The organism is Candidatus Tumulicola sp., assembly GCA_036490475.1.
In the GTDB taxonomy this organism is placed as follows: Bacteria; Vulcanimicrobiota; Vulcanimicrobiia; order Vulcanimicrobiales; family Vulcanimicrobiaceae; genus Tumulicola.
This window is the reverse complement of the sequence record DASXDT010000005.1, coordinates 199841-225681: the sequence shown is the minus strand read 5'-3', so window position 1 is coordinate 225681 and position 25841 is coordinate 199841. Positions and strand designations below refer to the sequence as shown.

20 protein-coding genes and 1 pseudogene are annotated in these 25841 nt (G+C 61.2%); 16 read left to right on the top strand and 5 right to left on the bottom strand.

The features are described from left to right. Positions 1 to 80: 80 nt before the first annotated feature. From VGF98_04735 to VGF98_04725, 3 genes are all read left to right on the top strand, one after another. The gene (locus VGF98_04735; GenBank protein HEY1680919.1) at positions 81 to 1112 is read left to right on the top strand and encodes a hypothetical protein; all 1032 of its coding nucleotides are present in this window, start codon (positions 81 to 83) and stop codon (positions 1110 to 1112) included. 131 nt (positions 1113 to 1243) lie between these two features. After that, positions 1244 to 1795: a GNAT family N-acetyltransferase gene (locus tag VGF98_04730; GenBank protein ID HEY1680918.1), complete on the top strand. Its 552-nt coding sequence runs from the start codon at positions 1244 to 1246 to the stop codon at positions 1793 to 1795. Beyond that, a complete protein-coding gene (locus VGF98_04725; protein HEY1680917.1) occupies positions 1749 to 3014 on the top strand; it encodes a hypothetical protein in 1266 nt (421 codons plus the stop codon). The genes VGF98_04730 and VGF98_04725 overlap by 47 nt, the downstream gene beginning before the upstream one ends. Here VGF98_04725 and VGF98_04720 read toward each other — a convergent pair. Further along, a complete protein-coding gene (locus VGF98_04720; protein HEY1680916.1) occupies positions 2998 to 4137 on the bottom strand; it encodes a YncE family protein in 1140 nt (379 codons plus the stop codon). The genes VGF98_04725 and VGF98_04720 overlap by 17 nt on opposite strands. A gap of 42 nt (positions 4138 to 4179) precedes the next feature. On the opposite strand from VGF98_04720, the gene VGF98_04715 reads away from it, so the two are divergent. From VGF98_04715 to dxs, 3 genes are read left to right on the top strand one after another with little or no spacing between them, the layout of a single operon-like run. Then, the gene (locus VGF98_04715; protein HEY1680915.1) at positions 4180 to 4551 is read left to right on the top strand and encodes a VOC family protein; all 372 of its coding nucleotides are present in this window, start codon (positions 4180 to 4182) and stop codon (positions 4549 to 4551) included. Positions 4552 to 4574: 23 nt separating this feature from the next. Further along, entirely contained in the window at positions 4575 to 5186 is a 612-nt protein-coding gene (locus tag VGF98_04710; GenBank protein HEY1680914.1) for a hypothetical protein, read from the top strand. Beyond that, positions 5183 to 7084 (top strand): 1-deoxy-D-xylulose-5-phosphate synthase, encoded by a 1902-nt coding sequence (gene dxs / locus VGF98_04705; protein HEY1680913.1) that lies wholly within the window; start codon positions 5183 to 5185, stop codon positions 7082 to 7084. Before VGF98_04710 ends, dxs begins: the two co-directional genes overlap by 4 nt. A 3-nt stretch (positions 7085 to 7087) precedes the next feature. Here the strand turns inward: dxs and VGF98_04700 are convergent, their stop codons facing one another. Further along, positions 7088 to 7441 carry a hypothetical protein gene (locus VGF98_04700; GenBank protein HEY1680912.1) on the bottom strand — a complete coding sequence of 118 codons (354 nt, stop codon included), beginning with the start codon at positions 7439 to 7441 and terminating at the stop codon, positions 7088 to 7090. 352 nt (positions 7442 to 7793) lie between these two features. Between VGF98_04700 and rpoB the strand changes: the two genes are divergently transcribed. The 9 genes and pseudogenes from rpoB to VGF98_04655 all read left to right on the top strand — a co-directional run bounded on the left by rpoB (position 7794) and on the right by VGF98_04655 (position 21481). Then, complete coding sequence (gene rpoB, locus VGF98_04695) at positions 7794 to 11597, top strand: DNA-directed RNA polymerase subunit beta (GenBank protein HEY1680911.1); 3804 nt, start codon at positions 7794 to 7796, stop codon at positions 11595 to 11597. A 3-nt stretch (positions 11598 to 11600) separates the two neighbouring features. Next, positions 11601 to 12521 carry an NAD(P)-dependent oxidoreductase gene (locus VGF98_04690; protein ID HEY1680910.1) on the top strand — a complete coding sequence of 307 codons (921 nt, stop codon included), beginning with the start codon at positions 11601 to 11603 and terminating at the stop codon, positions 12519 to 12521. Beyond that, positions 12511 to 12951: a hypothetical protein gene (locus VGF98_04685; GenBank protein ID HEY1680909.1), complete on the top strand. Its 441-nt coding sequence runs from the start codon at positions 12511 to 12513 to the stop codon at positions 12949 to 12951. The genes VGF98_04690 and VGF98_04685 overlap by 11 nt, the downstream gene beginning before the upstream one ends. Then, a complete protein-coding gene (locus VGF98_04680) occupies positions 12948 to 13745 on the top strand; it encodes an alpha/beta hydrolase (protein HEY1680908.1) in 798 nt (265 codons plus the stop codon). Before VGF98_04685 ends, VGF98_04680 begins: the two co-directional genes overlap by 4 nt. A 191-nt stretch (positions 13746 to 13936) precedes the next feature. Then, positions 13937 to 17419, top strand: a pseudogene (rpoC, locus tag VGF98_04675) (DNA-directed RNA polymerase subunit beta'). A gap of 431 nt (positions 17420 to 17850) precedes the next feature. After that, positions 17851 to 18288, top strand: a complete 438-nt coding sequence (locus tag VGF98_04670) for a hypothetical protein (protein ID HEY1680907.1) — start codon at positions 17851 to 17853, stop codon at positions 18286 to 18288. A 25-nt stretch (positions 18289 to 18313) separates the two neighbouring features. Then, positions 18314 to 19375, top strand: a complete 1062-nt coding sequence (locus VGF98_04665; GenBank protein HEY1680906.1) for a TOMM precursor leader peptide-binding protein — start codon at positions 18314 to 18316, stop codon at positions 19373 to 19375. 9 nt (positions 19376 to 19384) lie between these two features. Then, positions 19385 to 20677: a YcaO-like family protein gene (locus tag VGF98_04660; GenBank protein ID HEY1680905.1), complete on the top strand. Its 1293-nt coding sequence runs from the start codon at positions 19385 to 19387 to the stop codon at positions 20675 to 20677. Between the two features lie 144 nt (positions 20678 to 20821). After that, positions 20822 to 21481: a SagB/ThcOx family dehydrogenase gene (locus tag VGF98_04655; protein HEY1680904.1), complete on the top strand. Its 660-nt coding sequence runs from the start codon at positions 20822 to 20824 to the stop codon at positions 21479 to 21481. A 10-nt stretch (positions 21482 to 21491) separates the two neighbouring features. Here VGF98_04655 and VGF98_04650 read toward each other — a convergent pair whose 3' ends face one another. Both VGF98_04650 and VGF98_04645 read right to left on the bottom strand, forming a co-directional pair. Continuing rightward, the gene (locus tag VGF98_04650; protein HEY1680903.1) at positions 21492 to 22913 is read right to left on the bottom strand and encodes an alkaline phosphatase family protein; all 1422 of its coding nucleotides are present in this window, start codon (positions 22911 to 22913) and stop codon (positions 21492 to 21494) included. Continuing rightward, entirely contained in the window at positions 22910 to 24331 is a 1422-nt protein-coding gene (locus VGF98_04645) for an alkaline phosphatase family protein (GenBank protein ID HEY1680902.1), read from the bottom strand. Before VGF98_04645 ends, VGF98_04650 begins: the two co-directional genes overlap by 4 nt. A 149-nt stretch (positions 24332 to 24480) precedes the next feature. Between VGF98_04645 and VGF98_04640 the strand changes: the two genes are divergently transcribed. Continuing rightward, complete coding sequence (locus VGF98_04640) at positions 24481 to 25020, top strand: hypothetical protein (protein HEY1680901.1); 540 nt, start codon at positions 24481 to 24483, stop codon at positions 25018 to 25020. Here the strand turns inward: VGF98_04640 and argB are convergent. Beyond that, positions 25017 to 25838, bottom strand: a complete 822-nt coding sequence (gene argB / locus VGF98_04635; GenBank protein HEY1680900.1) for an acetylglutamate kinase — start codon at positions 25836 to 25838, stop codon at positions 25017 to 25019. The genes VGF98_04640 and argB overlap by 4 nt on opposite strands. Positions 25839 to 25841: the final 3 nt, after the last annotated feature.

Genomic DNA, 25841 nt, shown 5'->3' with positions numbered 1-25841 from the left:
CCTAGTCTAAAGGGACTAGACTCTTGCGGTGGGAAGGGACCGGCCTTCTATCCACCGTCTTTTCATGCGGAGGCTTTTCTATGTTTACCCGTCTGAGCCGGCGTGCATTTCCGTATGCCGCTCTGTCCGTTGCAGCGTTGCTGACTGCGTGTTCCCAGACCAATACCGGATCGGCGTTGCCGGCGACCGCAACGCAGCAGGCGTCGCATCCCGCGGTTACCACCCACATCGCACCGCAGGCGAAAGCGATGCTCGCGCTTCGGCACGGCCGGAATCATGCGGTGATCGGAACGCCGGTTGGAATCGCTAAGCTTTTTCAGCCGGTTCGCCCGGATGCGGCCGAGGCGTTGTACGACAGTATCATCGCAAACAAGAACGGCAAAACCAGCAGCGACATCGCGAGCGAAGGCTTCGAGTGCTGCAGCGTCGACGAGTTTGGCGACGGAATGAATCTCGCCGAAGATAACGCGCGCCCGACGCAAGTTTCGGTGATTCTCGATTCGTGGGGCTGCGAAAGCGGATTCTGGAATACCGAGTGCAGCACGACACCTGGCGCGACGTTCTCGGAACCGGTCACGCTCAAGATTTACAGCCTGACCACCGATCAGAGCGGTAATCCTGCGCCGGGCGACGTGCTAGTGCAAGACACCCAAACGTTCAACATTCCGTTCCGGCCGTCGTCCGATCCGCGTTGCCAGGGCCCGAACGCCGGCAAGTTCGTCGGAAAGGTCGATAAAGAGTGCGACAACGGCTTCGCTAACAAGATCGTTTTCAACGTTAGCATTCCGAAGACGGACCTGCCGCAACAAGTGATTGCGACGGTCGCCTACAACACGAGCGACTCGGGCTACCAGCCGTACGGACAGGGCACCCAGTGCTTCACCGGGCCGGGTGGTTGCGGTTACGACGCGCTGAACGTTTCGGCGTGGGGCGACGGCGGCTTCGACGGCACGCCGCTCGATCCCAACGGTGTGTTCGTGTATTACACGAACCCGAGTTTCTATTGCAACGGAACCGGCAACGGGACGCAGGGCCTGCAGCTCGACACGCCGTGCTGGAGCGGATATCACCCGGAGATCCGAATCAACGGCAAAGGCGGATCCGCCAGCTAAGCCACTCCTTTGCGGGCCGCACGAGAACGAATCGTGCGGCCCGTTCACGAATCATGCGGCGTGCAGCAACCACCGGTTTTGGAAACGCCGCGTCTTCGTTTGCGCGGCTGGCGTGACGACGACGTCGAGGCGTGGATCGCTATGAATGCCGATCCTCGCGTGCGGGAATTTTTCCAGGATGTCGCGAGCCGGGAAGAATCGCTGGAGGTGGCGGACGGCTGCGGACCGCATTCGAGCGCGATGGGTACGGCTGGTGGGTTCTGGAACGCAAACAGGACGCCGGCTTTGCCGGCATCATCGCACTGCAGCCCATTCCGTTCGAAGCGCACTTTACGCCGGTCCACGAAATCGGCTGGCGTCTGCCGGTCGAAGCCTGGGGGCATGGATACGCGAGCGAGGGCGCTGCTGCAGCCATGCAGTTTGCGTTCGAGCGGCTCCATCTTCCCGAAATCGCAGCGATCACGGCATCGATCAATCGACGCTCGCGCGCCGTGATGGAACGTCTCGAGATGACCTACGATCCGGCAGACGATTTCGACCATCCCAGGTTAGAATCCGGACATCGTTTGCAGCGGCACGTCTTGTATCGTGCAAAGCGGCCACCCAGTTGGCACTCCGAACCGGTAACGTCGGAGCATGAACGCCGCACCGCAACAGCTGGGAGAACCGACCCCACTCCCTAGCGCACACGTTCGCTGTCAAGACGACGCGGTCTACGTCGACCGGCTTCGCGCCGTCGATGCCGCGGTGGTCGACTACTTCGCCGCGATGGACGCGCACAATCGGCCGGCCGCCGCCGAGCAGGCCTTCGTTCTCGGATCGCGCGCGCTGGCCGCGGCCTGCGGTTCGGCCACGATGTTCGCACTCGACGAGCGCTTGCAGGCTGCGGTTGCTTCGGCGGCGGCTCGTTTGACCGACGTTCCGGTCCTCATCGGACGGCATGTCGACGGTCTGTGCGAGCAGTACTTCGGACGCGACGGCCGCGTGGCATCCGAACTCGGCGAGTCGCTGCGCGACACCGTCGGCATCGACGTGCGCCGGCGCGTCACCGATGCGCTCGAACCGATCGTCCGCGCGCTCAACGTCAACGATGCAGCCGGGCCACTTGGCGCGATCGCGAGTGCGTTACACGAGGTGCGGTGCGGTCAAATCGAATTGCGTGCGTCGATCGAGGGCGCGTTCGCCGCGCAGCGTCAACGGAGCATTTCAGTGCATAAAGGATACGACTTAGAAGACGTGGTGGAAACGTGCGTGGGCGAACTGGCCGGCCGCCTGGGCGACCGGTTCGAAAACTGTTCTTGCGAAACCGGAGCGTTGCTCAATTCCAAAGTCGGTGATTTCGTGTCGATCGTCGACGGCAGCGTCACGCGCGGTGCCGACGCTCGCATCGTGATCGAGGCGAAGACGGCCGCGATCACCGTGAAGAAACTGTGCGACCAACTCGACGTTGCGATGGAAAATCGCGAAGCGATCGTCGGAATCGGCGTGCTAACGAACCCAAGAGTCACGACCCGGCCGATCGCATTGTACGGACCGTCGCGAATCGTCGTCTACCTCCCGTCGTTTGGAGACCCGGCGGCCGACGTTGAATACCACCGAACGCTGCTCGAGCTGGCGTATTCGGCGGCGCGTATACAGGCCGCCGCGCTCATGCAGTCGCTACCGGCGGAAACGCTCGACGCCGCCGTCGTGGGCGAACACGTCGAACGCTTGGATATCGCAGCGAAACGGTTCGGCGAACTCAAGCGTAACTTCACCGCAATCGAGGCCGGCGTGCGAGTGGCGCGACAAACTGCGGATTCGATACGAGCCGAAATCGACGATCTGGCCGACGATCTACGCGCAACGCTCGACCGGCACGCGGCGCGACTGGCAACCCGGTCGATTACTGGATCGGAATAACCTCGACGGTTCCGCCGTTGTAGTTTGTAAGGTAGACGACGTCGTGCTGCGGCGCTTCGCGAAGCTCGCGCGGGAAAGCCCCGGTCGGATACGATCGTACGATTGCGTCGCCGCCCGATAGCGCGGCAGCAGTGTCGACCGCATCCACCGTCGAGTTCGTGGCGCTTTTATCGAAGCGGTTGGAGTTTGCCACGAACGCGACGGCGCCGTTTCGTACGAGCGCTAAACCGACCGGGAACGCTCCGACGCGCACCTTTCGCAGCAGCGCATGCGCTGGGTCAGAGACGAGCTTGTTTGCATCGAACGCTGCCAGGGAATTCTCGCCGCGCAACGTCACCCACGCGGTCCGCCCGTCGGGATCGATCGCAATGCGGACCGCCCCGCAGCCGGCCGTCGCCGTCGAAAGAACGGCGTGTTTGGGCAGATTCGAGGTGGCTGCCGCGACGTCGATGACGGCCACGCTGCCGGCGTGCCGTCCCTTCTCGCAGACCGCCGGGCGCCCGAATCCAATTTCGCTCGTGACGTACAGCCGCGCGCCGTCGGGCGAAAGCGCCATTCCAACGGGTAGGTGCTCGGTCGCGATCCGACCGGTGAACGTAAGCGATGGATTCCCGCCGGCCGTCGCCCCGAGCGCGACGATCCCGACGCTGTCATCATGCTCGTTCGAAAAAAACGCATGCGTGCCGTCGATCGATGGAACGACCTCGATCGCGGCGTTGGTGAAATGGTTGCGGAGGTACGAAATGGGCGGGATTTCGTCGCGTTCGGCGGCCGTTGCCGACAGCGCCGCGTAGCGATCGTCGGCTCCGACGAGCAGCGTCCGTCCGTCGGGCGTCAGGGCAAGTCCGGTGGGAGCGCCATCGACCGGCACGAACGCTCCGGCGCGATACGCACCGTTGGATCGATGGACGACGAGGATCCCGTTCGGGCCGCGGTCCCGCACGATCGATATGAAGAGCGTCGAACCGTCTTTTGACGGCAGCGCGGTAAACGGGTGGTCGCGCGCGGCGATGACGGTGATCGGACTTCCAGCCGAATCGTTGGCGATCGGCGCCGCCGCCAGCGATGCGCTCGCGACGATCGCTCCGCATGCGGCGATCCATCCGCTTCGAGCCCGCTTCATTGCCGTAGGAACGTTCGCCGGTAGGCCTTAACGAACATCGCCATGAGTAATACATTTCACGTGACGGGCATGGACCTCGTCGGATATATGGCCAAAGACGTGCCGCGCGCGATCGCGTTCTATCGCGACGTGATCGGGATGAAGCCCACGAAGATCTTCGACGGCGATGCCGGCGCGGAGTTCGAACTTTCCGACGGCAGCACGTTCGGATTGTGGAGCGGCAACGACATGATGCCGTTTCAGCCGAGCAACTGCATTTTGTTTGCGGTCGACGACTTCGACAAGACGGTCGAGAGCTTGAAAGCAAACAAGATCGAGATCGTCATGCAGCACGAAAGCCCGAGCTGTTTCATGGTAATGATCGACGATACCGAAGGCAATAAGGTCGTCCTGCACAAGCTGAAGTCATCGTAGATCCTGCAATCGATCGCGTCGCCGTGGTTGCGGCGACGCGTTTAGAAGCGAACGCCGCGCGTAAGGAGGTCGACGGCGTTCGCGTTTACGAAACCGGCATCGCACTCGTCGAATTCGACGGCCACGGCATCGCGACGGCAATCAGTTGCGGTATCGCCGGCGGATTGCGCGAGGACGTTCCAAGCGGCACGGTGTTGATTCCAACCGAAACTGGGCTCGCCGACGGAACGCGTCGTGCGTGCGATCCGCAATGGGTGGGCGCGCTGATTGCTGCGGCACGTGCGCTCGGCTTCGAACCCATTACCGACCCGATGCTCACGTCGGATGCGATCGTTCGAGGATCCGAACGAGCGCGATGGGCGCGCTGCGGTTTCGCGGGCGTCGATATGGAAACGGCGTTGCTTCGTTCGGACGCAGTCGCCGCGGTTCGCGTCGTCCTCGATACGCCCGAGCGGGAACTCTCGGCGGATTGGATTCGGCCCACTACGGCAATGCTGCGCCCCTGGAATTGGCCGCAGGCCCTTTGGCTGGCGCGATTTGCGCCGTCGTACGCGCGCCGGGCGGCGCAAATAGTACGCTACGCGCTGGCCGGGGAGATAGGTTTGGCTTCGCCGAAGCGCGCCCAATCGACATGATCGTAGAGAAAATCGAGTCACCCGCCGACGTACGACGCCTGGATCGCGAAGATATCGACCTCCTTGCCGCCGAGATTCGAGAGATGCTGGTGCAAACGTGCGCCGTTAACGGCGGGCACCTCGCGCCCAACCTCGGCGTCGTCGAACTCACGCTGGCGCTCCACACGGTGCTCGATCTACCGAACGATAAGCTTGTCTGGGACGTCAGCCACCAGACGTACGTCCACAAAATCCTCACCGGTCGTCGCGATCGTTTCGGCTCGATTCGTAAAGGCGGCGGTCTTTCTGGTTTCTCGATGCGATCCGAATCGCCGTACGATGCATTCGGTGCCGGTCACGCGAGCACGTCGGTGTCGGCGGCGCTGGGCATGGCCCAGGCGCGCGATCTCATGGGCGGCAGCGAGACGGTCGTCGCGGTCATCGGCGATGGCGCGCTGACCGGTGGATTAGCCTACGAAGCGCTCAACAACGCTGGAGCCTCAGGTGGCCCGTTCATAGTAGTGCTGAACGACAACGAGATGTCGATCGCGCCCAACGTCGGATCGATCGCGGCGTATCTCTCGGTCTTACGTTCGAAACCGTTTGCCAAGTTGGCGCGCAAGACCGGCAAGATGGTGCTGGATCGCATTCCGCTCGGCGGCGCAGCCAAAAAGGCGATCGAGTCGGCCGAGCTCGGCGCAATGCGATTCATCTCGCCCACCGAGAAGGCCGCGGTCATCTTCGAAGAGCTAGGTTTCCGCTATATGGGCCCGATCGACGGCCACAACTACGATGTGGTGGTCGACGCACTGCGCACGGCGCAAGATTTTAAACACCCGGTGCTCGTGCACGTTCGCACGATCAAAGGCAAAGGCTACGAGCCTGCCGAGCGGGATTCGCGCTCGTTTCACGGCGTTGGAGCTAATGCGTTCGAACCGAGCGATGGTTCGAAAAAGAGCGCGCCTGGGGCGCGTCCGAAGTTCCAAGACGTGTTCGGCGACGCGATGATCGCAATCGCCGAAAAGGATCACCGCGTCGTCGGTATCACCGCCGCAATGCCCGACGGCACCGGTCTCTCGAAGTTCGGAAAGCGCTTTCCCGAGCGCTATTTCGACGTGGGTATCGCCGAGGCACACGCGGTGTGTTTCGCTGCCGGTTTGGCCGCCAGCGGCTTGCGCCCGGTCTGCGCGATCTACTCGACGTTCCTGCAACGCGCCTACGACCAGATCGTCCACGACGTTGTCGTGCAAGAACTGCCGGTCGTGTTTTGCATGGACCGCGCAGGCTTCGTCGGCGACGACGGCCCGACGCACATGGGCTTATACGACGTCGCCTATCTGCGCACGCTTCCCAATATTACGCTGATGGCGCCGCGCTGCGAGGCCGAGTTGCAGCCCATGCTGGAGCACGCGCTCTCGATTGCCGCTCCGGCTGCCATTCGGTATCCGCGCGGTTCGAGCAGCTGTGTTGACGAAGCGGAACACGCGCCGATCGTGCAGGGCAAGGCCGAAGTGCTTCGTCGCGGCACGGGCGTGGCCGTGTTCGCATACGGCACGACCTGCGATATCGCGTTAGCCGCACACGCGCTCTTGAAAGCCGGCGGAAATACGAGTTCGCTGCCGACGATCGTCAACGCGCGGTTTGCGAAGCCGCTCGACGGCGATTTGATCGTCGAGTTAGCGCGCGATCACGATCTGCTGATCACGCTGGAAGAACATTCGCTGGACGGCGGTTTCGGCTCGGCCGTCGCCGAGTTCGTTTCAGACCGCTGCCTGCCGATCGCGGTGGAACGTGTGGGCGTCGGAAACACGCTCGTGCAGCACGATTCGCAAGATAAACAGCGCGTTCTCTTTGGGCTCACGCCGCAGTCGCTGGCCGAACGGATCGGCCGCGTCGTCGGGATCCCGGTGGCCGTTTAGGCCCTACTGCGCCAGGTTAAGGGCGCCCCGATAGATGCCGGCGCCATCCCGGTACCGGAAGTCCACCCTGTAGCGCTCCCACTGAATTTCGGTGATGCTCTCGACGTCTGGCACGTGCTCGGAGTCCATCACGCGGCCGGCCGAGTCGTCCACCTCGAGTTCTCCCGGCGCGTCACCATGCGCTCCGAAAAATGCTGGAATGGGGGCGTCTCGGTAGATGCGCAGCGTGTACTCGCCGGTCGGGGCGATGTACTCGACTGCCGGGTCGCGGTTGGCCCGCGCCAGCAATTGGATCGCACCTAAGGCAATCAGCATGAGGGCCACGTAGCCGATCGCTATGCCCGCAAACCATCGCATGTACGCCGGATTCTGGTGGCGAGCAGTCGGGTCCCCGCTCGGTGCGAGTGTGGATACGTCCGACCAACGTCGGGTCGGGGGGCAGGGTTCCTTGCGCTTTCCGCGACGCGGTGTTAGACTGTGCGTCTATGCCCCGGGGCGAATAGTCCACAATAAGAAGCCAGGCGGGTCCACCTCTGCAGCCAGTAGAGCGTGAGCTCGTCTATTTCGCGTGCGTCAACTTCCGCCCAGAACGAACGCATTTCCTTTTAAAATCGTCCAACAGAGAAAGAGAATAATGGCGAAGACGACAGCTCAAAAAGCTCCTGCGAAATCCACCGCAGGCGGCAAGGGCAAGTCGAAACGCGCGGCCATGACGGCCGTCGCCAATAGTGCTTCCAGGGTCATGCCGGCGACCTTCCCGATGCCGACCGGCGCCTTCACGGTCGCGCAACCGCCCGACCCGGGACCCAAGCGCGAACGCTACACCTTCGCGAAGATTTCCGACGTCCTCGAAATCCCGAACCTGATCGAGCTGCAAAAGGCTTCCTTCGATTGGTTCAAGACCGAGGGCCTAGCGGAAGCATTTTCGTCGATATCGCCCATCAAGGATTTTACCGGTAACCTGATCCTCGAGTTCGGCGAACACAGCCTCGGCGAGCCGAAGTATACGATCGAAGAGTGCCGCGAGCGGGATATGACCTACAGCGCCCCGCTGCGCGTCCGCGTACGTCTCATTACCGCTGAATCCGGCGAAATCAAGGGTATCCCCGACCAAGAGATCTTCATGGGCGACTTCCCGCTCATGACCGACAAGGGCACCTTCATGATCAACGGCGCCGAGCGCGTGATCGTGAGCCAACTGGTGCGCTCGCCGGGCGTGTATTACAGCCAAGACGCGGATACCAACTCGCGCCCGACCTTCAACGCCACGATCATCCCGAACCGCGGCGCTTGGATCGAGTTCGAAACCGATAACGGTACCAAGAACGACGAGACCGAGGGTACGATCGGCGTCCGCATCGACAAGAACCGGAAGATCTACGTGTCGACGTTCATCCGTGCGCTGTCGCGCCCGGATCTCGGCTTTAATTGGGAAACCGACGAGGCCATCCTCAAACTGTTCGGCGACAGTCCGCTCGTCCGCAACTCGATCGAGAAGGACAAGGACGTCAAGACGCGCGAGGACGCGCTCAAAGAAATCTACAAGAAGCTGCGTCCCGGCGAGCCCGAAAACGCCGAAAACGCGGAGAAACTGCTCGAGTCGTTGTTCTTCGATGAGAAGCGCTACGACTTGGCGGGCGTCGGCCGCTACAAGCTGAACGCGAAGTTCCACTACCGTATCGAGAATCCGGACGTCGACGCGCGTCTCGAAACGCCGAACGTCGTGATCGACGAGTACACCGATGCCGGCCTCGAAATGCCGGCGATCGAAACGCGCTGTTTGACGCGCGCCGACATGATCGCCGTCATTCGCCGATTGATCAAAGTGGGCACCGGCATCGTGCAAAAAGACGACATCGACCATCTCGGCAATCGCCGGGTGCGGTCGGTCGGCGAACTGCTGCAAAATCAGTTCCGCGTTGGTTTGCTGCGTCTCGAACGCGTCGTGCGCGAACGCATGACCGTTCAAGACATTGAAACGGTAACGCCGCAAGCGCTGATCAACATTCGCCCGGTCGTGGCAGCCGTCAAGGAGTTCTTCGGATCCTCGCAGTTGTCGCAGTTCATGGATCAGACCAACTCGTTGGCCGAACTCACGCACAAACGTCGTTTGTCGGCACTCGGACCGGGTGGTCTGTCGCGCGAACGCGCGGGCTTCGAAGTTCGCGACGTTCACCATTCGCACTACGGACGGATCTGCCCGATCGAAACGCCGGAAGGCCCGAACATCGGTCTGATCGGCTCGCTCGCGACCTACGGACGCGTCAATCGCTTCGGGTTCATCGAGACGCCGTACCGCGTGGTGAAAGAAGGCGTCGTAACCGACGAAATCGTGTACCTCACGGCCGATCGTGAAGACGAATACATCATCGCACAGGCCAACACGCCGGTCGACGCCGGGAACGGCCACATCATGACCGATTCGGTCGTGTGCCGCTATGCCGAAAAGTATATCGAAGAACCGGCAGCGCGCGTGCATTTGATGGACGTTTCGCCGAAACAGATCGTCTCGGTGGCGACTGCGTTGATTCCGTTCTTGGAACATGACGACGCCAACCGCGCGTTGATGGGTGCCAACATGCAACGGCAAGCGGTGCCGCTGCTGCGTCCGGAAACGCCGATCGTCGGCACCGGCATGGAATATCGCTCAGCCAAGGATTCTGGAAGCCTTATCGTAGCCGATGCTGCGGGCACGGTGACGTCGGTCGATGCCAAAGCCATCGTGTTGGCCGGCGCCGACGGCGTCGAAACGCGCTACGAGTTGCTGAAGTTCGTTCGCAGCAACGCCGGAACGTGCATTAACCAGCGTCCGATCGTCGGACTCGGCGATGCGGTCGTAGCCGGCCAAATTCTGGCCGATGGCCCGTCGTCGGATGAAGGCGAGCTGGCGCTCGGACAAAACGTGCTGGTGGCGTTCATGCCGTGGGAAGGCTACAACTACGAAGACGCGATCCTGATCAGCGAACGCATGGTCAAGGAAGATCGCTTCACCTCGATTCACATCGAGGAGTACGAGTGCGAAGCCCGCGATACCAAACTCGGGCCGGAAGAGATCACGCGCGATATTCCCAACGTCGGTGAAGACGCGCTCAAGGATCTCGACGAGCGTGGCATCATTCGCGTCGGCGCCGAAGTGCGTCCGGAAGACATTCTGGTCGGCAAAGTTACGCCCAAGGGCGAGACCGAGCTTACGGCCGAGGAACGTCTGTTACGGGCCATCTTCGGCGAAAAGTCGCGTGAAGTACGCGACACCAGCTTGAAAGTACCGCACGGCGAAAAAGGCAAGATTATCGACGTCAAGGTGTTCTCGCGTGAAAATGGCGACGAGCTGTCGCCGGGCGTGAACCACTTGGTACGCGTCTACGTCGCGCAGAAACGTAAGATTCTGCAAGGCGACAAAATGGCCGGACGGCACGGTAACAAGGGCGTCATCGCCAAGGTGCTGCCGGAAGAAGATATGCCGTATATGGAAGACGGCTCGCCGGTCGACATCGTTCTGAACCCGCTGGGGGTACCTTCGCGCATGAACCTCGGACAGATCATGGAGACGCATCTCGGTTGGGCGGCGCGCATGCTTGGCATGAGCGTTGCGACGCCGGTGTTCGACGGCGCGCACGCCGAGGACATCGCCGAGTGGCTGCAAGACGCCGGCTTACCGGCCGACGGCAAAACGTGGCTGCGCGACGGACGTTCGGGCGAACGCTTCTCGCGTCCGATCGCGGTTGGATTGATCTACATGCTCAAGCTGGCTCACTTGGTCGACGATAAGATCCACGCGCGTTCGACCGGTCCGTACTCGATGATCACGCAACAGCCGTTGGGTGGTAAAGCGCAGTTCGGCGGCCAGCGTTTCGGCGAAATGGAAGTCTGGGCGCTCGAAGCGTACGGCGCGGCGTACACGCTGCAAGAACTCTTGACGGTCAAGTCCGACGACGTCGTCGGTCGCGTCAAGACGTACGAAGCGATCGTCAAAGGCGAGAACGTCATGGAACCGGGCGTTCCGGAATCGTTCAAGGTGCTCATCAAGGAACTCCAATCGCTCGCGCTCGACGTCAAAGTATTGACGGAAAATCGCGAAGAGGTGGAGATTCGTTCGCCCGAAGACGACATGGGCGAAAGCGAGCGCCGCGAGTACGGTCTGTTGATGGGCGACGAACAGCCTCTGGTTTCGCAGACCGCCGTCGCGGCCAGCGAAGCCATTGCCGAAGCCGGCGCGGCTGAGGGTCCGGGTCAGGCCGTTGAAGTGGAAGAGGAGGAAGAGGAAGAGATCGACGACAGCAAGCCGATCGACACCGCCGCTCCGTTGCCGGCGCCTCCGCCGGCCGCAGCCCACGCCGAATCCGAGGAATTCGAGGAAGAGGAAGCGCCCGAAGAAGAGGTCGAGGAAGGGCGCCAAGGCTACGAACTCGAGGAGGAAGACGAAGAAACCTACGATGAGGAAAAACCCTCGGCCGACGGCGATGAAGAAGAAACGCCATTCATCGAAAACGGCAAGGACGAGGACGAATACTAGTCGATGGTTGACGCGCCGCACATCGGGATCGTCGGCACCGGGCGCATGGGTGCGAATATCGCCCGGCGCCTGAACGACGTCGGATACGCCATCGAGGCGTTATACGATACTCGTCCCGAAGCGGCGCGCGAAACGGCTCGGGACACAGGCGGTGAGGTGGTCACGACGTTGGCAAACGTTACGGCGTTGTCCGACATCGTGATCACCGTCGTCGTCGACGACGCTGCCATGGAGCAGATTTTTAGCGAAGACCCAAACGCCGATAGCTTATTGCGAGACGCCGCGGGCACGATCTTTATCAACTGCGCGACCGTTTCGCCCCAGGTGCACGTCGAAATCGAACGGCGCGCCGAGCTTGCCGGTGCGAAAGCGCTCGAAGCGTGCATGGCGAGCTCGATTCCGCAAGCTCGCAACGGTTCGTTGTATTTGATGATCGGCGGCCGCAAAGAAGCGTTCGAGGACGTCAAACCGCTGCTCGAACAAATGAGCGCGTCGTTGAAGTACGTCGGCGAGGCCGGCCGAGCGGCGCAAGTGAAAGCGCTCGTCAACATGGTCATGAATATCAACACGGCCGGTTTGGCCGAAGGGCTCGGCTTAGCCGACGCATTAGGCCTCGATCTCGACGTCGTTCGCGAAATCTTTTCGCAGACGGGCGCGAACTCGCGCGTGCTCGAGACCGACGGCGCCGACATGCAACATCGCGATCACGACGTCTACTTCTCAGCCGAGCACGCCGCGAAAGATTCGGGGATCGCGCTGGGCATGGCCGCCGGAACGGGATTATCGCTGCCGCTCGCGCAGGCGACGTACCGACAATTCGAACGCATGAAAGCGCTCGATTTAGGACAGCTCGACAAGTCCGGAGTATCCGAACTCACGTTCATCGACCGTCATGGAAAGGAAGCGTTATCGAATGCCGGATAGCAAACACATTCCCTATATTAGTTCGCAAACGACCGGTCCGCTCGGGGCCGTACATCTTCCGCGCCTGTGGACCAAACTCACGTTAGGTAGCAAGGGCAAATTGGCCGACGGCTGGGACGAATGCGGCGACGGTTTCGATCAGATGACGATCGATAATCTGGGCCTCGAACGCGAGAAAGTTCTCGGCTTCATCCGCACGCACAAACCGACTTACGTGCAATTCGAAGAGTGGGTGAAAGCCAACGGTAAGACCGATAAAGTCACGATCGACAAACATAACAGCGCGATTGCGGGCTACGACCATTCGCCGGAAACCGCAAGCTCTATGCGAAAGTCGCTAGGCCTCAAAGACGAAAACGTGAACGACGCGGTAACGCTCAACTCGCTCGACGACTTGCACGAACTGCACAAACAAGTCCACGCCGGGTGACGTCCATCGAGCGCCGCGTGGCGCTCGGCGACGGCGCCGAAACGACGTTGCAAATCTGGGGCGATCGCGGCCCATTCATCGTTGCCGTTCATGGCATGACTAGCTCGCGCAAGTCGTGGCAGCGACTGGCCGAGCACTGGGACGGACGGGCTCGTGTCGCCGCCTACGATCAGCGCGGGCACGGCGATAGCGCCGCTATTACCGGTCCGATGGCGTTGGAGCGCGGCGTCGCCGATCTGGCCGCGGTCGTGGAATCGCTCGACGAGCCGCCGGGCGGTTCGATCGGACATTCGTGGGGTGGCGCCGTCGCGATCCTCGGCGGCGCCCGCCTTCAGATCGCGCGAATCGCCGCGATCGACCCGATGCTACATCAAGTCGAGCGCGGGTGGTACGACGAGTACGTCGAGGAACTTCGCGAGCACTTTGCCCTGCACGGCGAGGAACGCGACGAGAAAACGCGCGAGGGCGTCGCGCACTGGGATCGCCTCGATGTGGAGGGCAAGGTGCACGCGGTGCACGCGATGACCGCGGAACCCATCGAGCGCCTGTTTCGTGAGAACCCGCCACTGGTTTGGGACCTGCGCCCGGTCGTTGCCGACTATCCCAAGCCGTTGTTGGTGCTGCTGGCCGCTCCGGGAGAAGGCATCAACGATCCGAAGGTCGTCGACTCGGTGCGGCGGGACCGTGCCGGAGGAGTCGAGTTGGTCGAAATCGCGGACGCCGGCCACAATTTGCATCGGACCGATTTCCCGGCGGTTGCCGCCGCGCTCGAGGCCTTTTTCGGGCTCAACTAGCCTCTTGCGCCCAGGGGGGCGGCAGGAGTATGATGAGAGTCTGTGCCTTGAGGCCTGTGTCAGCCGCAACGGTGGGTGTCCCTTACGAGACAACGTGAGATGGGCCCCCTGCGTCAGCGACGACCGATCGGCGGCCCGGCACATAACGGAGTCTCTTCTTGAACCTCATCGACGTCAACAACTTCGACGCCATGCGCATCGGGCTGGCTTCGCCCGAGCAAATTCGCGCCTGGTCGTTCGGCGAAGTTAAAAAGCCCGAGACCATCAACTACCGCACGCTCAAGCCCGAGCGCGACGGTTTGTTTTGCGAAAAGATCTTTGGGCCGACCAAAGATTGGGAATGCCACTGCGGCAAATACAAGCGCATTCGCTTCAAGGGCATGATCTGCGATCGCTGCGGCGTTGAGATCACGCGCGCCAAAGTGCGCCGCGAGCGAATGGGCCACATCGAACTTGCGACGCCCGTTAGCCACATTTGGTATCTCAAAGGCGTTCCGAGCCGCATCGGTATTTTGCTCGACATGTCGCCGCGCCAGCTCGAGAAGGTCATTTATTTCGCCGCGTACGTCGTGATCGATCCGGGCGACACCACGCTGACCAAGCGCGAAGTGTTGTCGGAGCAAAAGTATCGCGAAGCGCGCGAGAAGTATGGTAATCGCTTTAAGGCCGGCATGGGCGCGGAAGCCATCCGCGAACTGCTGCGCGACCTGAACCTGCGCCGCAATCAAGAGGATCTGCGTAAGGAATTCAAAGAGACGACCGGACAGAAGCGTCTCAAGGCGATCAAGCGACTCGAAGTCGTCGAAGCGTTTTTAGCCAGCGGCAATAAGCCCGAATGGATGGTGCTCGCCGCCGTGCCGGTGATCGCTCCCGAACTGCGTCCGATGGTGCAGCTCGATGGCGGCCGTTTCGCTACGTCCGACTTAAACGATCTGTATCGTCGCGTAATCAATCGCAACAACCGTCTCAAGCGGTTGCTCGAGTTGAACGCGCCCGAAATTATCATCAAGAACGAGAAGCGGATGCTGCAAGAGGCCGTCGACGCGTTGGTCGACAACGGCCGCCGTGGGCGTCCGGTCACCGGTCCGAACAACCGGCCGCTCAAGTCGTTGTCGGATATTCTCAAGGGCAAGCAAGGCCGTTTCCGGCAGAACTTGCTGGGTAAGCGCGTCGATTACTCCGGCCGTTCGGTCATCGTCGTCGGTCCGTCGCTCAAGCTGCATCAATGCGGCCTTCCCAAAGAGATGGCGCTCGAGCTGTTCAAGCCGTTCGTCATGAAGAAGCTCGTCGACCGCGCGCTGGCGCACAACATCAAGAGTGCGAAGCGAATGGTCGAGCGCGTGCGCCCGGAAGTCTGGGACGTTCTCGAAGAAGTCATCAAAGAACATCCGGTGCTGCTGAACCGCGCACCCACGCTGCATCGTCTGGGCATTCAAGCCTTCGAGCCGGTGTTGGTCGAGGGTAAGGCGATCCATCTGCATCCGTTGGTATGTACGCCGTATAACGCCGACTTCGACGGCGACCAGATGGCGGTCCATTTGCCGCTGTCGGCCGGCGCGCAAGCCGAGGCCCGCATCCTGATGCTGTCGTCGAACAACATCTTGCTGCCGGCGTATGGTAATCCGGTGTCGATCCCGACGCAAGACATGGTGTTGGGTCTGTACTACATCACGTTCAATCGCGACGAGTACGTCGGCCCGGCAAAAGCCGCGGTAATCGACGACTACGATGCGATCGTTCCGCATGCGAAGAACGCAAACGCGCCGCCCGAGGGTGGCCCGGGTTCGATCCCGACCTTCTACGGTCCGAGCGAAGCGGTCATCGCGTACGAGACCCGCAGCGTCGGTTTGCAAGAGTGGGTCTACGTGCGCTGGCTCGGCGAACTAATCCGAACCACGCCTGGTCGCATTATCTTCAACATGGCGTTTCCGGAGAAGTGGAACCACGCGTTCGTCAATCGCATCGTCGATAAGGGCGCGCTGAAGAAAATCATCACCGATTGTTACCGCAAGTACGGTAACGCCGAAACGGCGCGCTTCTTGGACGCCATCAAAGACCTCGGCTTCCACTTCGCGACGCTGTCGGGCACCACGGTGTCGATCAGCGACATCATCGTTCCCGAGAAGAAATACGAGATCGTCGATAAGGCGCAGCACGAAGTAGACGAGCTCCATCGCTTGTTCGACCAAGGCTTCATCTCCGACGACGAACAGTACAACAAAACGATCGAGATCTGGTCGAAGGCGTCCGAAGACGTTACCGGCGCGATGCAGGCGGCGCAAAATCCGCTCAACCCGGTGTTCATGATGGCGACGTCCGGCGCTCGTGGTTCGATCGCCCAGGTAAAACAGCTGGGCGGTATGCGCGGACTGATGTCCGACCCGTCAGGCCGGATTCTCGAGATCCCGGTCAAGGCGTCACTCAAAGAAGGCCTGACCGTTCTCGAGTACTTCATCTCAACGCACGGCGCGCGTAAGGGTCTCGCAGACACCGCGTTGCGTACGGCCGACTCGGGCTATCTCACCCGGCGCCTGGTCGACGTCGCGCAGGACGTCATCGTGCGCGAGGAAGACTGCGGAACCAGCGACGGTATCACCGTCAGCGATATCCGCGTGGGTAAGGAAATCATCGAACCGCTGATCGACCGCATCGTCGGGCGGCGCGCCTGCGAAGAGATCCGCTTGGAGCCCAAGCGTCCGACGACGGCGATCGTCGGCCGCGGCGACGAGATCGACGAAGAAAAGGCGCGCGAGTTGATCGATGCCGGCATCCAGTCGGTTAAGATCCGCTCGGTGCTAACGTGCAAGTCGAAATACGGCGTGTGTTCGTTGTGCTACGGCCGCGATTTAGCCACCGGCAACAAGGTCGACATCGGAACGGCGGTTGGTATCATCGCCGCGCAGTCGATCGGCGAACCGGGCACGCAGTTAACACTGCGTACCTTCCACACCGGCGGCGTCGCTACTGAAGACATCATCACCGGTCTCCCGCGTGTCGAAGAAATCTTCGAAGCGCGCAAGCCCAAGGGCCAAGCCGTCACCACCGAAGTGGCCGGCACGATCCGGATCGGCGAAGACCGCAACAAACGCATCCTAACGGTCGTCGAGGAAACCGGTGAAGAGCACGACTACGAGGTTGCTTTCGGAACGCACTTGACGGTGTCCGAGGGATCGCAGGTCAAGCCGGGCGACCAGCTCAACGAAGGCTCGCGCAATCCGCACGACATCCTGCGGATCTTGGGCGAGACGGCGTTGCAGAACTACCTCGTGCAAGAAGTGCAAAAGGTCTACCGTTCGCAGGGCGTCGACATCAACGACAAGCACATCGAAGTCATCGTTCGCGCGATGCTGCGTAAGGTGAAGATCGTCGAAGGCGGCGACACGCTGCTGTTGCCGGGCCAGGTCATCGAAGGCGCGGCGTTCGCCGAGGCAAACGAGAAGATCAAGGCCGACGGCAAGGACGTCGCGACCGCCAATAAGGTGCTGTTGGGTGTCACCAAAGCATCTCTGGCGACCGAATCGTTCCTCTCGGCGGCAAGCTTCCAAGAGACCACGCGCGTCTTGACCGACGCAGCGATCAAGGGCAAGTACGATCCGCTGCTCGGCCTCAAGGAAAACGTGATCATCGGTAAGTTGATCCCGGCCGGAACCGGTATGTCACGCTATCGCAACGTCGATATCGTGCCGGAAGGCCAGGACATCGACGAGGAAGGCCGTCCGCGTCAGGACTACGAGATGGCGTACGCCGGCATGACGGCCGACGACGCCGCCCTGGCCGAAGTCATGGGCGGTAACGGAGACGGCATGAGCCGATTGGTGAGCGCCTACGAGCGTAGCCGCGAACCGCTGGCCGTGCAATACGAAGGCAACTACGACGAGAACGTCGCGGTACAAGCTCCGCCGAAGAAGACGCAATACGATCGCCTGAAGGGCATCAACCCCGAAGACCTCTAGTCTCTAAACCTCCGATCGGCAAGTGGGCCGGTGAGCATCTAGCCGAATGGCTAGGCGCCCGCCGGCCCATTTTGTATAGGAGGGGCCTGCTTGTTTGCAATGGAAGGTGACCTGCCTGGTTTTTAACCAGATTTTAAGAAAGCGTGTTCGAAATGGAGCAACAGAAAAATTCTCGCAGCTCGTTTCTCAAGGCGGGTCTTCTCGTGGGTGGCGCGATGTACGCCGACCCAACGGCCGCGCTGGCGAGAAGCGGCGGGCACCTCTTCGATTCGGAAATGCAACCCAACAGCTTTCTCTTTCCGAAATCCACGCAGATCCAGGCGTTCATCCCCGGCTCGTACCTTCCGGACAATACGGGGGAACTGACCCTCGCAGATTTCGCGGGCTTGGCAGAATTTAACACCAAAGTGCTGACCAAAGTCTCCCGCAAGTTTCCTACCGTGACCCTCGGCGATATCGGCGAGTGCGTGCAGTACGCCATCAATCAGTTCGGCGCAAAACAGACACTGTTCGGTGAGGCCAGCGGCCAGTCGCTGATGTTCGGCTGTTGTTGTTGCTGCTGCTGCAAAGAGGTGAATTTTAAGTCCTAGCTCGGCGTAGAACGGATTCTCCCTCGTGTCTACGCTCGATCGCTCGCTCGACAAACGCCTCGCTGCCCAACCGGTGCAGCTGCTCGAAATACCGGGCGGCATCATCATCAAGCGGGGAGTCGACGAACTCGTCGTCCCAGTGCGAAGCGCCGCCGCTATTGCGGCGGCGTTGGCGCGCGCCGGAGCACCCGGTGGCGCACCGTATGCCGAGTTGTTGGCGATGCTGCAAACGGACGCAGACGGAGAGGCCGACGGACTGATCCAGGAACTTCGCAAGAAGCGGATGCTCGTCGACCCGGCGGACGTAAGTGCCGGCGCGGAAACTCCGGCGGAGTTGCTCGGCTGGGGAATGGGCCGTAGCCCGAACGCGATGCGCGATGCGTTCGCTTCGGTCGCAATCGACGTCATCGGCGTTAACGCGGTATCGCAACGACTCGTTGAAAGCTTACTGCAAGTTGGAGCGCGCGCTCGCGCGATCGACCATCCGGGCTTTCGCAACGTTCGATTCTTCGACACAAACGAACGTCTCGACGGCGATCTTTGGCGCTTACCGTATCCCACGCCGTATGACGTATGGAATAGCTCGGCGCAGGAAACCGCAGCGTCATGCCTGGTCGTGTGTTCGGATTTCGGCGGCTTGCAGCGACTCGCCGAATGGAATAGCTTGGCGAACCGGCGCGGTTGGCACTTTCTGCCGGCCGTTCTGCAGAACGCCGTCGGCCTGGTTGGCCCGCTAGCTATCCCGGGCGAGACGGCATGCTTTCAATGTCTCCTTTCGCGCGAAGAGGCGAACTCGGCGACGGTTCCCATTCGCAGGGCGCTGGAGAACTTTGCGTTCGAGGGTCAGCTTGTGGCGGCGTACCATCCGTCGATGGCGTCGGCGACGGGAGACGTTGCCGCGATCGAGTTGACCAAACAGTATGCATATGGTTGGACGTCGGCTGCAATCGACAACGTCATCGAGATAAACCTACTTGCCGGCAGCACCGTTACGCGTCCCATTCTGAAAGTGCCGAACTGCCGCGTTTGTAGCACGCTCAACTCGCGCGGCCGCTTTACGCCGTTACGCGCATCGGAACCGGCCTAACGCCGCCGCGTGCTGGAAGATATACTCGCCCGGCTGTTGGACCCGCGTTTTGGGATCATCACGGAGTTAGCGGAAACTCCGCACGAGCCGGGCATGCCGCAGCTGTTCCACTATTTCGCCCGCGGCACCAACACTGCGGCGCTCGGTGCGGAGGGTGGATTCGATCTGGGAGGCGGAGCGTCCCTGGATCGTGACCGCGCCATGGCCAAGGCGGTTGGAGAAGTCGTCGAGCGCTACTGCGCAGCATTTTTTCGTCGTGCCGATCTGCCGCTGGTAAGCGCTGCAGACGCCACATTCGCGCACGTGGATCCCAGCTCGTTTGCACTCAATCGCCCCGATCAATATGCCGCCGGTACGACCGAATTCGTTCCCTTCACCGACGAATTACCCGTGCGCTGGACCCAAGCGATCGATTGTACGACCACGGAAACGTCGTACGTCCCCGCCGCAGCCGTGTATCTGCCCTACGTATATCGAGGGGCCGAGGAGCCGTTCATGCAGCCCATATCGACCGGACTTGCGTGCGGTGAGGATTTCGACATGGCACTGCTCTCGGCGGTATGCGAGGCGATCGAACGGGATGCGTTTACCATTTTTTGGCAGGCGAAGTTACCGCCGCCACGCATCCCGCGGGCTTCGCTGGATGCGGAGAATCGCGAACTGCTCGATCGATTCGAACGCGCGCGCTTCGACATCGCGCTGTTGAATATCACAACCGATCTATCCGTTCCGAGCGCCATGGCGGTCGCATGCCACGACGATCCCAGTCAACCAGCGCTGACGGTCGCGGCAGCATCGCATCCGGTTGCAGACGTCGCCGTGCGAAAATGTCTCGAGGAACTCGAGCACACCAGATTCTACGCCAGGCGCGTGAAAGCGACGGTAGCACCGATCGACCCAAATCGAGTCGACCAGATCTACGAGCAAGAACAGCATATTCGTTTTTGGGCCGAGCTCTCTAACCGCCATCGAGCCGGCTGGTTGTTTGAGTCGAAGTTGGAACGGCCGCTATCGGCCGCCGTACGGAGTTCCGACGATGCGACCGCAATGTTGCGCTCGGTGCGCGAGTCACTCCAACGCGCCGGTCTCCGTATGTTGTGCGCCGACGTAACGACGCCGGAGGTCCGGGCACTCGGGCTTCACGTGGTTCGCGCAATCGTTCCGGGTTTGCATCCATTGGTTATCGGACATCGACGCCGGGCACTGGGCGGCCACCGCTTGTACGAGGTCCCCGCGCGCCTCGGTTATGACACGCCGGAGTTTCCACTCGACGATCCGACAAATCCGCACCCGTTTCCCTAAGGATTACGCATGAGTCGAGAAGTATGGGATCGACACCGGATCCCCGCTGCGAATTCCGTTTGGCAGCTGTACCACGAAAACTCTAAAGGTACGCGTTTTCGCAGGCCCGTCGCCGAGGCCACGCTATTAGAATGGCAATCGAGATTGGCGCCGTCGCTATCGTACGATGGGCACCCGGTCGCAACGTTGCCGCCGCCGCGAGCATTAACGTGCCCGCTCGACCGGGCCTTGGCCGAACGAGCGACGTCCGCCGCGTTCGCGGAGTCGAACGTATCGCTCGAAAATCTCGCGACGATCTTACATCATGCGTATGGAATCGTCCGGCCGTCGTCGACGTCCGGCGAGTTTCCGTTTGGATCCAGAAGCGTGCCTTCTGCGGGAGCGCTGTACCCGCTGGAATTGTACGTACACGCCGCTTCGGTGGCCGGCCTCGCCCCCGGCATCTATCATTTCGAGCCGGCGCTCGGCGTACTACGACGCTTCGTCGATCGCGATTGTAGCGATCGACTCGCGTCTTCGCTCGCACAGCCGGAATTGGCGCGAGCGGCTGCGACCGTGTTCACGACGGTGCTCTTCGAGCGAACGATTGGAAAATACGGCGAACGCGGATACAGATTTGCGCTGATCGAGGCCGGGCACGCGGCTCAGAATATGGCGCTGTGCACGGCCGCGCTCGGGTTGGCGGGAACGCCTATTGGTGGCTTCTTCGATTATGCGATCGACGAGTTGCTGCAGATCGATGGCGTCAACCACTCGACCGTGTACCTGTTCGCGCTCGGCCAGCCTGCCGAGTCGCGCGAATAGCAATGCGCCGCTATTCGCGGTCGACCGGAATCTGCTCTTGTTGTTTGCTGGTGCAGAACGTATCCGACGCAGGGGCCGCAACCTTGATATACGAGCGCGGCGTTTGCTTGACGTTAAACATATCTGCAATCGACGTGGCGCGCGCGTCGGTCGTTCCCATCGAACCGAGGTTGAAGGTCGACTCGACGAATTTTAAGACGCTGCCGAACTCGTATTGCGTGTGCGAGATCGTGCCTTTCGCGACATACGGCGAAACCGCCAACAGCGGAACGCGGAACCCGAGGCCACCCATCTCATCGAAGAATGGCGGCGGTTCGTGATCGTAAAAGCCGCCCCAGTCGTCCCACACAACGATCACGGCAGTCGACTTCCAATACCGGCTTTTTCCGATCGCGTTGATCACGGCGCCGACCCACTGCGGCCCGTGATCGATCGATCTCGGACCACTGGGGTGGTCGGAGTTTTGCTGTTCGGGAACCACCCACGAAACGTTGGGGAGTGTGCCGCCCGAAAGGTCCGAAAATATATTGCATTCCGGCATCGAGACGTTGGTTTTCCATTCCGGGCCATTGTATACGGCCGAAATCGCCGCGAAGGCGTTCCACATCGCACCGGCGGTATCACCGGAATACGGCGGCGAGTAGTATTTCCAGGTGACGTTTTTCGCGTCCATCAAGTCGCGCATGGTCGGCGTCGGGTACGTCAGGCACGGAAAGGGTCCGAGGTTGGGCTCGTACTTTCCGGCTTTGGTTAGCAGCGAGGTAACGGTTACGGACGTCGCACCGCAGCCCCAGTTGGCAAAGTTCGACGGGTAATCGATCACCGCGCAGGCTTTGGTCGATCCGCAATGTGTGTCGTCGATGTTGGAACCGCCGGCGACGAGATCTTGATGGGCGGTGAAACTGCCGCTGCCCTGCGTCTGAAAGAGATGATCGCCGATACCGTAGTTTCTCGCGAACGCCCAATACTGTTTGATGTCGTTTGGATTGATGTACTGGTACGGATACGTACCGGCGTAGTTCGCGCCATCGATGCCTTCGAGGTTGAAGCCGTCCATGTCGCACGACTTTTTGGGATACGTGTCTTTGCCGTCGCACGCGTCGTTGTAAGCTTGCGATGCGTGATTGATGTCGAGGCCGCCGTTGAGCGGCCGCTCTTTCAGATTCACCTTGGTTTTGACGTACGTCTTACCGCTGGGTTTGAGGTAATAGCCGTATGTCGCTCCGTCTACCCCAGGAAATGTTGCAAAGAGATTATCGATGCTGCGATTCTCTTGCACGATCATCACGATGTGTTGGATCGGGCCGGGCGACGCTGCGGCCGCCGGCATGAGACCGCCGGAAAGCGGCGGAGCCGTTCCGGTACCTCCTCCGCAAGCGGCGGTTGCAACGCAAGCGATAAAGGCAAGCGATCGGATGAAACGAGCGGTCATTCGCGGTCGACGGGCTCCTTAAGCGATTGGGGGCTGGTGCAGAACGTATTGGACGGCGGGGCGGGCACCGCGACGTACCGTCGCAGTTTCTGATTGAGATCGAACATGTCGGAGATCGACGTCGCGCGCACGTCGGTCGTACCCATAGATCCCAACGCGAACGTTTCTTCGACGAACTTCAGGATGCTTGCGAACTCGTACTGCGTGTGCGAGATTTCGTTCTTTGGAACGTACGGTGAAACGACGAGCAACGGTACGCGAAATCCGAGTCCGCCCATGTCGTCGAAGAATGCCGGCGGTTCGTGATCGTAAAAGCCACCCCAATCATCCCACGTAACGATCACCGCAGTCGACTTCCAATACGCACTCTTCCCAATCGCATTTACGACCGCTCCGACCCACTGCGGCCCGTAATCGGGCTTACCCGGGCCACGCGGATGGTCGGAGTCTTCCTCTTCTGGGATCACCCATGAAACTTGCGGTAACGTGCCGGCTGAAATATCTGCAAAGACGTTGCATTCCGGAATCGAGACGTTGGTCTGCCATTCCGGCCCGTTGTACACGGCCGAGATTGCAGCGAAGGCATTCCACAGCGCGCCGCTCGTCTTGCTAACGTATGGGGGCGTGTAGTATTTCCACGTCACGCCGGCTCCATCGAGGAGGTCGCGCATCGTCGGCGTTGGATACGTCAAGCACGGGAACGGCCCCGCACCCGTAAGATATTGGCCCTGCTGGGTTAGCAGCGACGTCGTCGTTCCAGCCGGCGCGGCGCATCCCCAGTTGATAAATTTCTTCGGACCCGGATAGTCGATAATCGCACAGGTCGCTTGCGAACTGCCGCAGTTTGCGTCGTCGATGGTGCTCCCGCCGGCGATGAGATCTTGATGCGCGGTGAAGCTGCCGCTGCCTTGCGTCTGAAACATATGATCGCCGAGTCCGAAATGCTTGGCTAAGGACCAATATGCTTTGATGTCGGACGGTTTGATGTATTGGTACGGATACGTACCGGCTGGGCTGTTGCCGTCGATCCCCTCGAGGTTGAATCCATCCATCGCACAGGCCGTCTTCGGATAGGTGTTTTCGCCGTCGCAGGCATCGTTGTACGCTTGCGATGCATGATTGATGTCGCGGCCGTCGTCCAGGGGTCTTGCGACGAGTTGAACGAGCGTCGGAACGTTCTTCTTGAGGTAATATCCCGAGGTCGCTCCATCGGCGCCCGGAAATGTGGCGAAGAGGTTATCGAAGCTGCGATTTTCTTGAACGATGATGACGATGTGATCGATGGTGTGCGCCTTCGAGCCGGCCGCCCGGTGCGCCGGCGAACCCGGCATTGGGGAGGTCCCGGCGCCACCCGCACAAGCTGCTAGAAATGCGATGCAAGCAGCCAAGGCGATAGATCTCGCGTACAATAATTGCACGAACTGGCCTCCGAAATAGGTGGGTTTCGAATTTGCCAACTTCGACCGCCCGAACCTGTCGCTCGTAGGCGCCGGCACGAAATCTATAAATGACCGGAGTTCTATTTTAGCGATAGTGCCAGGCGTATGGCACAAGAAACCCCGATAGTGTGATGGTGAACGATCCGGTTCTGCTCGCCAAAACGCTTCCGCAGCTGGGTGAAACGGCCATGCGTGACGCCGTGCGCCACGTACTTTTGCATCGCAACCGCCCGCCGACGGTCAGCGCGCTGGCCAACGAGGCTCTGGTGCGCTTCGAGTCGCTGGTGCAGGCAGCCGCAGCCGAAGGCGTGCGGCCCGCCGCGCTCTTTGCCGAACGCGACCGAATCGTCTCGGAGCTGCGCCGTTTCGCGTCGTCGCGGTTAGCGTCGCGGTGCTTCGGAATCGCTCGCCGGAACGTTCTCGCCGCGGGCGCGCAGGCGCGACCATTCGATGCCATCGTTCGCGGGCGGGACGGCTCCCCATACGGGTTGTCGCTGCGCCGTTTGCCGTCTGGCCCGGAGCGCCTGGCCGCGCTTCCGACCGTGACTCCCGAACGCACCACCGGGCGCGGCGAACGGATTTCCGGCGTCGTAACCTACGATTTTCGCACCGGTACAACGCACGTGGTACGACGCGATGGCGTGCGCCGGCGATCGGCGGCAGCCTAAGAGGCATTGGCGACGATCGTCGCGTCGCCATCGAGCGCGGCGGCGATGGCGCCGGGCTTGGTGGCGCAGATGTAGGCCGAACCGCTTCTCGCCGACACGTAGGTAATAGCGGCGTTGAGTTTCGGACGCATGCCGTCGCGACAGGCCGGCCCGTCCACGAATGCGATCGCGTCGTGCAGCGAAAGACGATGTATCGACGATAACGGATCGCTTGGATCGCGCAAGACGCGCGGTACGCCGGTCAGCATCACCAGCGCGCTCGCATCGAGGGCGTCGGCAATCGCGGCAGCAGCTGCGTCGGCATTAACGTTATATGCGTGCGATGCGCCGTTCGAAAGCGCTAGCGGCGCGACGACCGGCAGAAAGCCGGCGTGTAACAACGCGAACAGCAGCGCCGGATCCGTTTCGATCACCGTCCCGACAAAGCCGAGGTCGCTTCCGTCGGACGCTTGCGTTTTTGTTGCGACTAACGTTCCGCCGTCTTGCCCGCTGACACCGGCGACCCGCGATCCCGAGCGCGTGAGCGCGCGCACCAGACGCTTGTTCAAGGTGGCACACAACACGGCTTCGGTCACTTCGAGCGTCTCCGCATCCGTGACGCGCAGCCCGGCGATGCGGCTTGTCTGGACGCCTTGACGCAGCAGCGCACGGTCGATATCCGGTCCGCCGCCGTGCACCAGGACGACCGCTTGTCCCGCGCGCTGGAGACCGGCTAGTTCGTCGATCACCGGATCGAGTGCGTCGGGATCGGCGCCCATCCCGTTTCCGCCGTATTTCACGACGAGTGGCCGATCTCCACTTGCAAGTTTATGCGTCATATG

What these genes read in the sequence shown, in the direction of transcription:
- VGF98_04690 (HEY1680910.1), top strand. Translation starts at nt 11,601, where the DNA reads ATGGTTGACGCGCCGCACATCGGGATCGTCGGCACCGGGCGCATGGGT.
- argB (HEY1680900.1), bottom strand. Translation starts at nt 25,838, where the DNA reads ATGACGCATAAACTTGCAAGTGGAGATCGGCCACTCGTCGTGAAATAC.
- VGF98_04725 (HEY1680917.1), top strand. Translation starts at nt 1,749, where the DNA reads ATGAACGCCGCACCGCAACAGCTGGGAGAACCGACCCCACTCCCTAGC.
- dxs (HEY1680913.1), top strand. Translation starts at nt 5,183, where the DNA reads ATGATCGTAGAGAAAATCGAGTCACCCGCCGACGTACGACGCCTGGAT.
- VGF98_04715 (HEY1680915.1), top strand. Translation starts at nt 4,180, where the DNA reads ATGAGTAATACATTTCACGTGACGGGCATGGACCTCGTCGGATATATG.
- VGF98_04720 (HEY1680916.1), bottom strand. Translation starts at nt 4,137, where the DNA reads ATGAAGCGGGCTCGAAGCGGATGGATCGCCGCATGCGGAGCGATCGTC.
- VGF98_04700 (HEY1680912.1), bottom strand. Translation starts at nt 7,441, where the DNA reads ATGCGATGGTTTGCGGGCATAGCGATCGGCTACGTGGCCCTCATGCTG.
- VGF98_04735 (HEY1680919.1), top strand. Translation starts at nt 81, where the DNA reads ATGTTTACCCGTCTGAGCCGGCGTGCATTTCCGTATGCCGCTCTGTCC.
- VGF98_04670 (HEY1680907.1), top strand. Translation starts at nt 17,851, where the DNA reads ATGGAGCAACAGAAAAATTCTCGCAGCTCGTTTCTCAAGGCGGGTCTT.
- rpoB (HEY1680911.1), top strand. Translation starts at nt 7,794, where the DNA reads ATGACGGCCGTCGCCAATAGTGCTTCCAGGGTCATGCCGGCGACCTTC.
- VGF98_04650 (HEY1680903.1), bottom strand. Translation starts at nt 22,913, where the DNA reads ATGACCGCTCGTTTCATCCGATCGCTTGCCTTTATCGCTTGCGTTGCA.
- VGF98_04685 (HEY1680909.1), top strand. Translation starts at nt 12,511, where the DNA reads ATGCCGGATAGCAAACACATTCCCTATATTAGTTCGCAAACGACCGGT.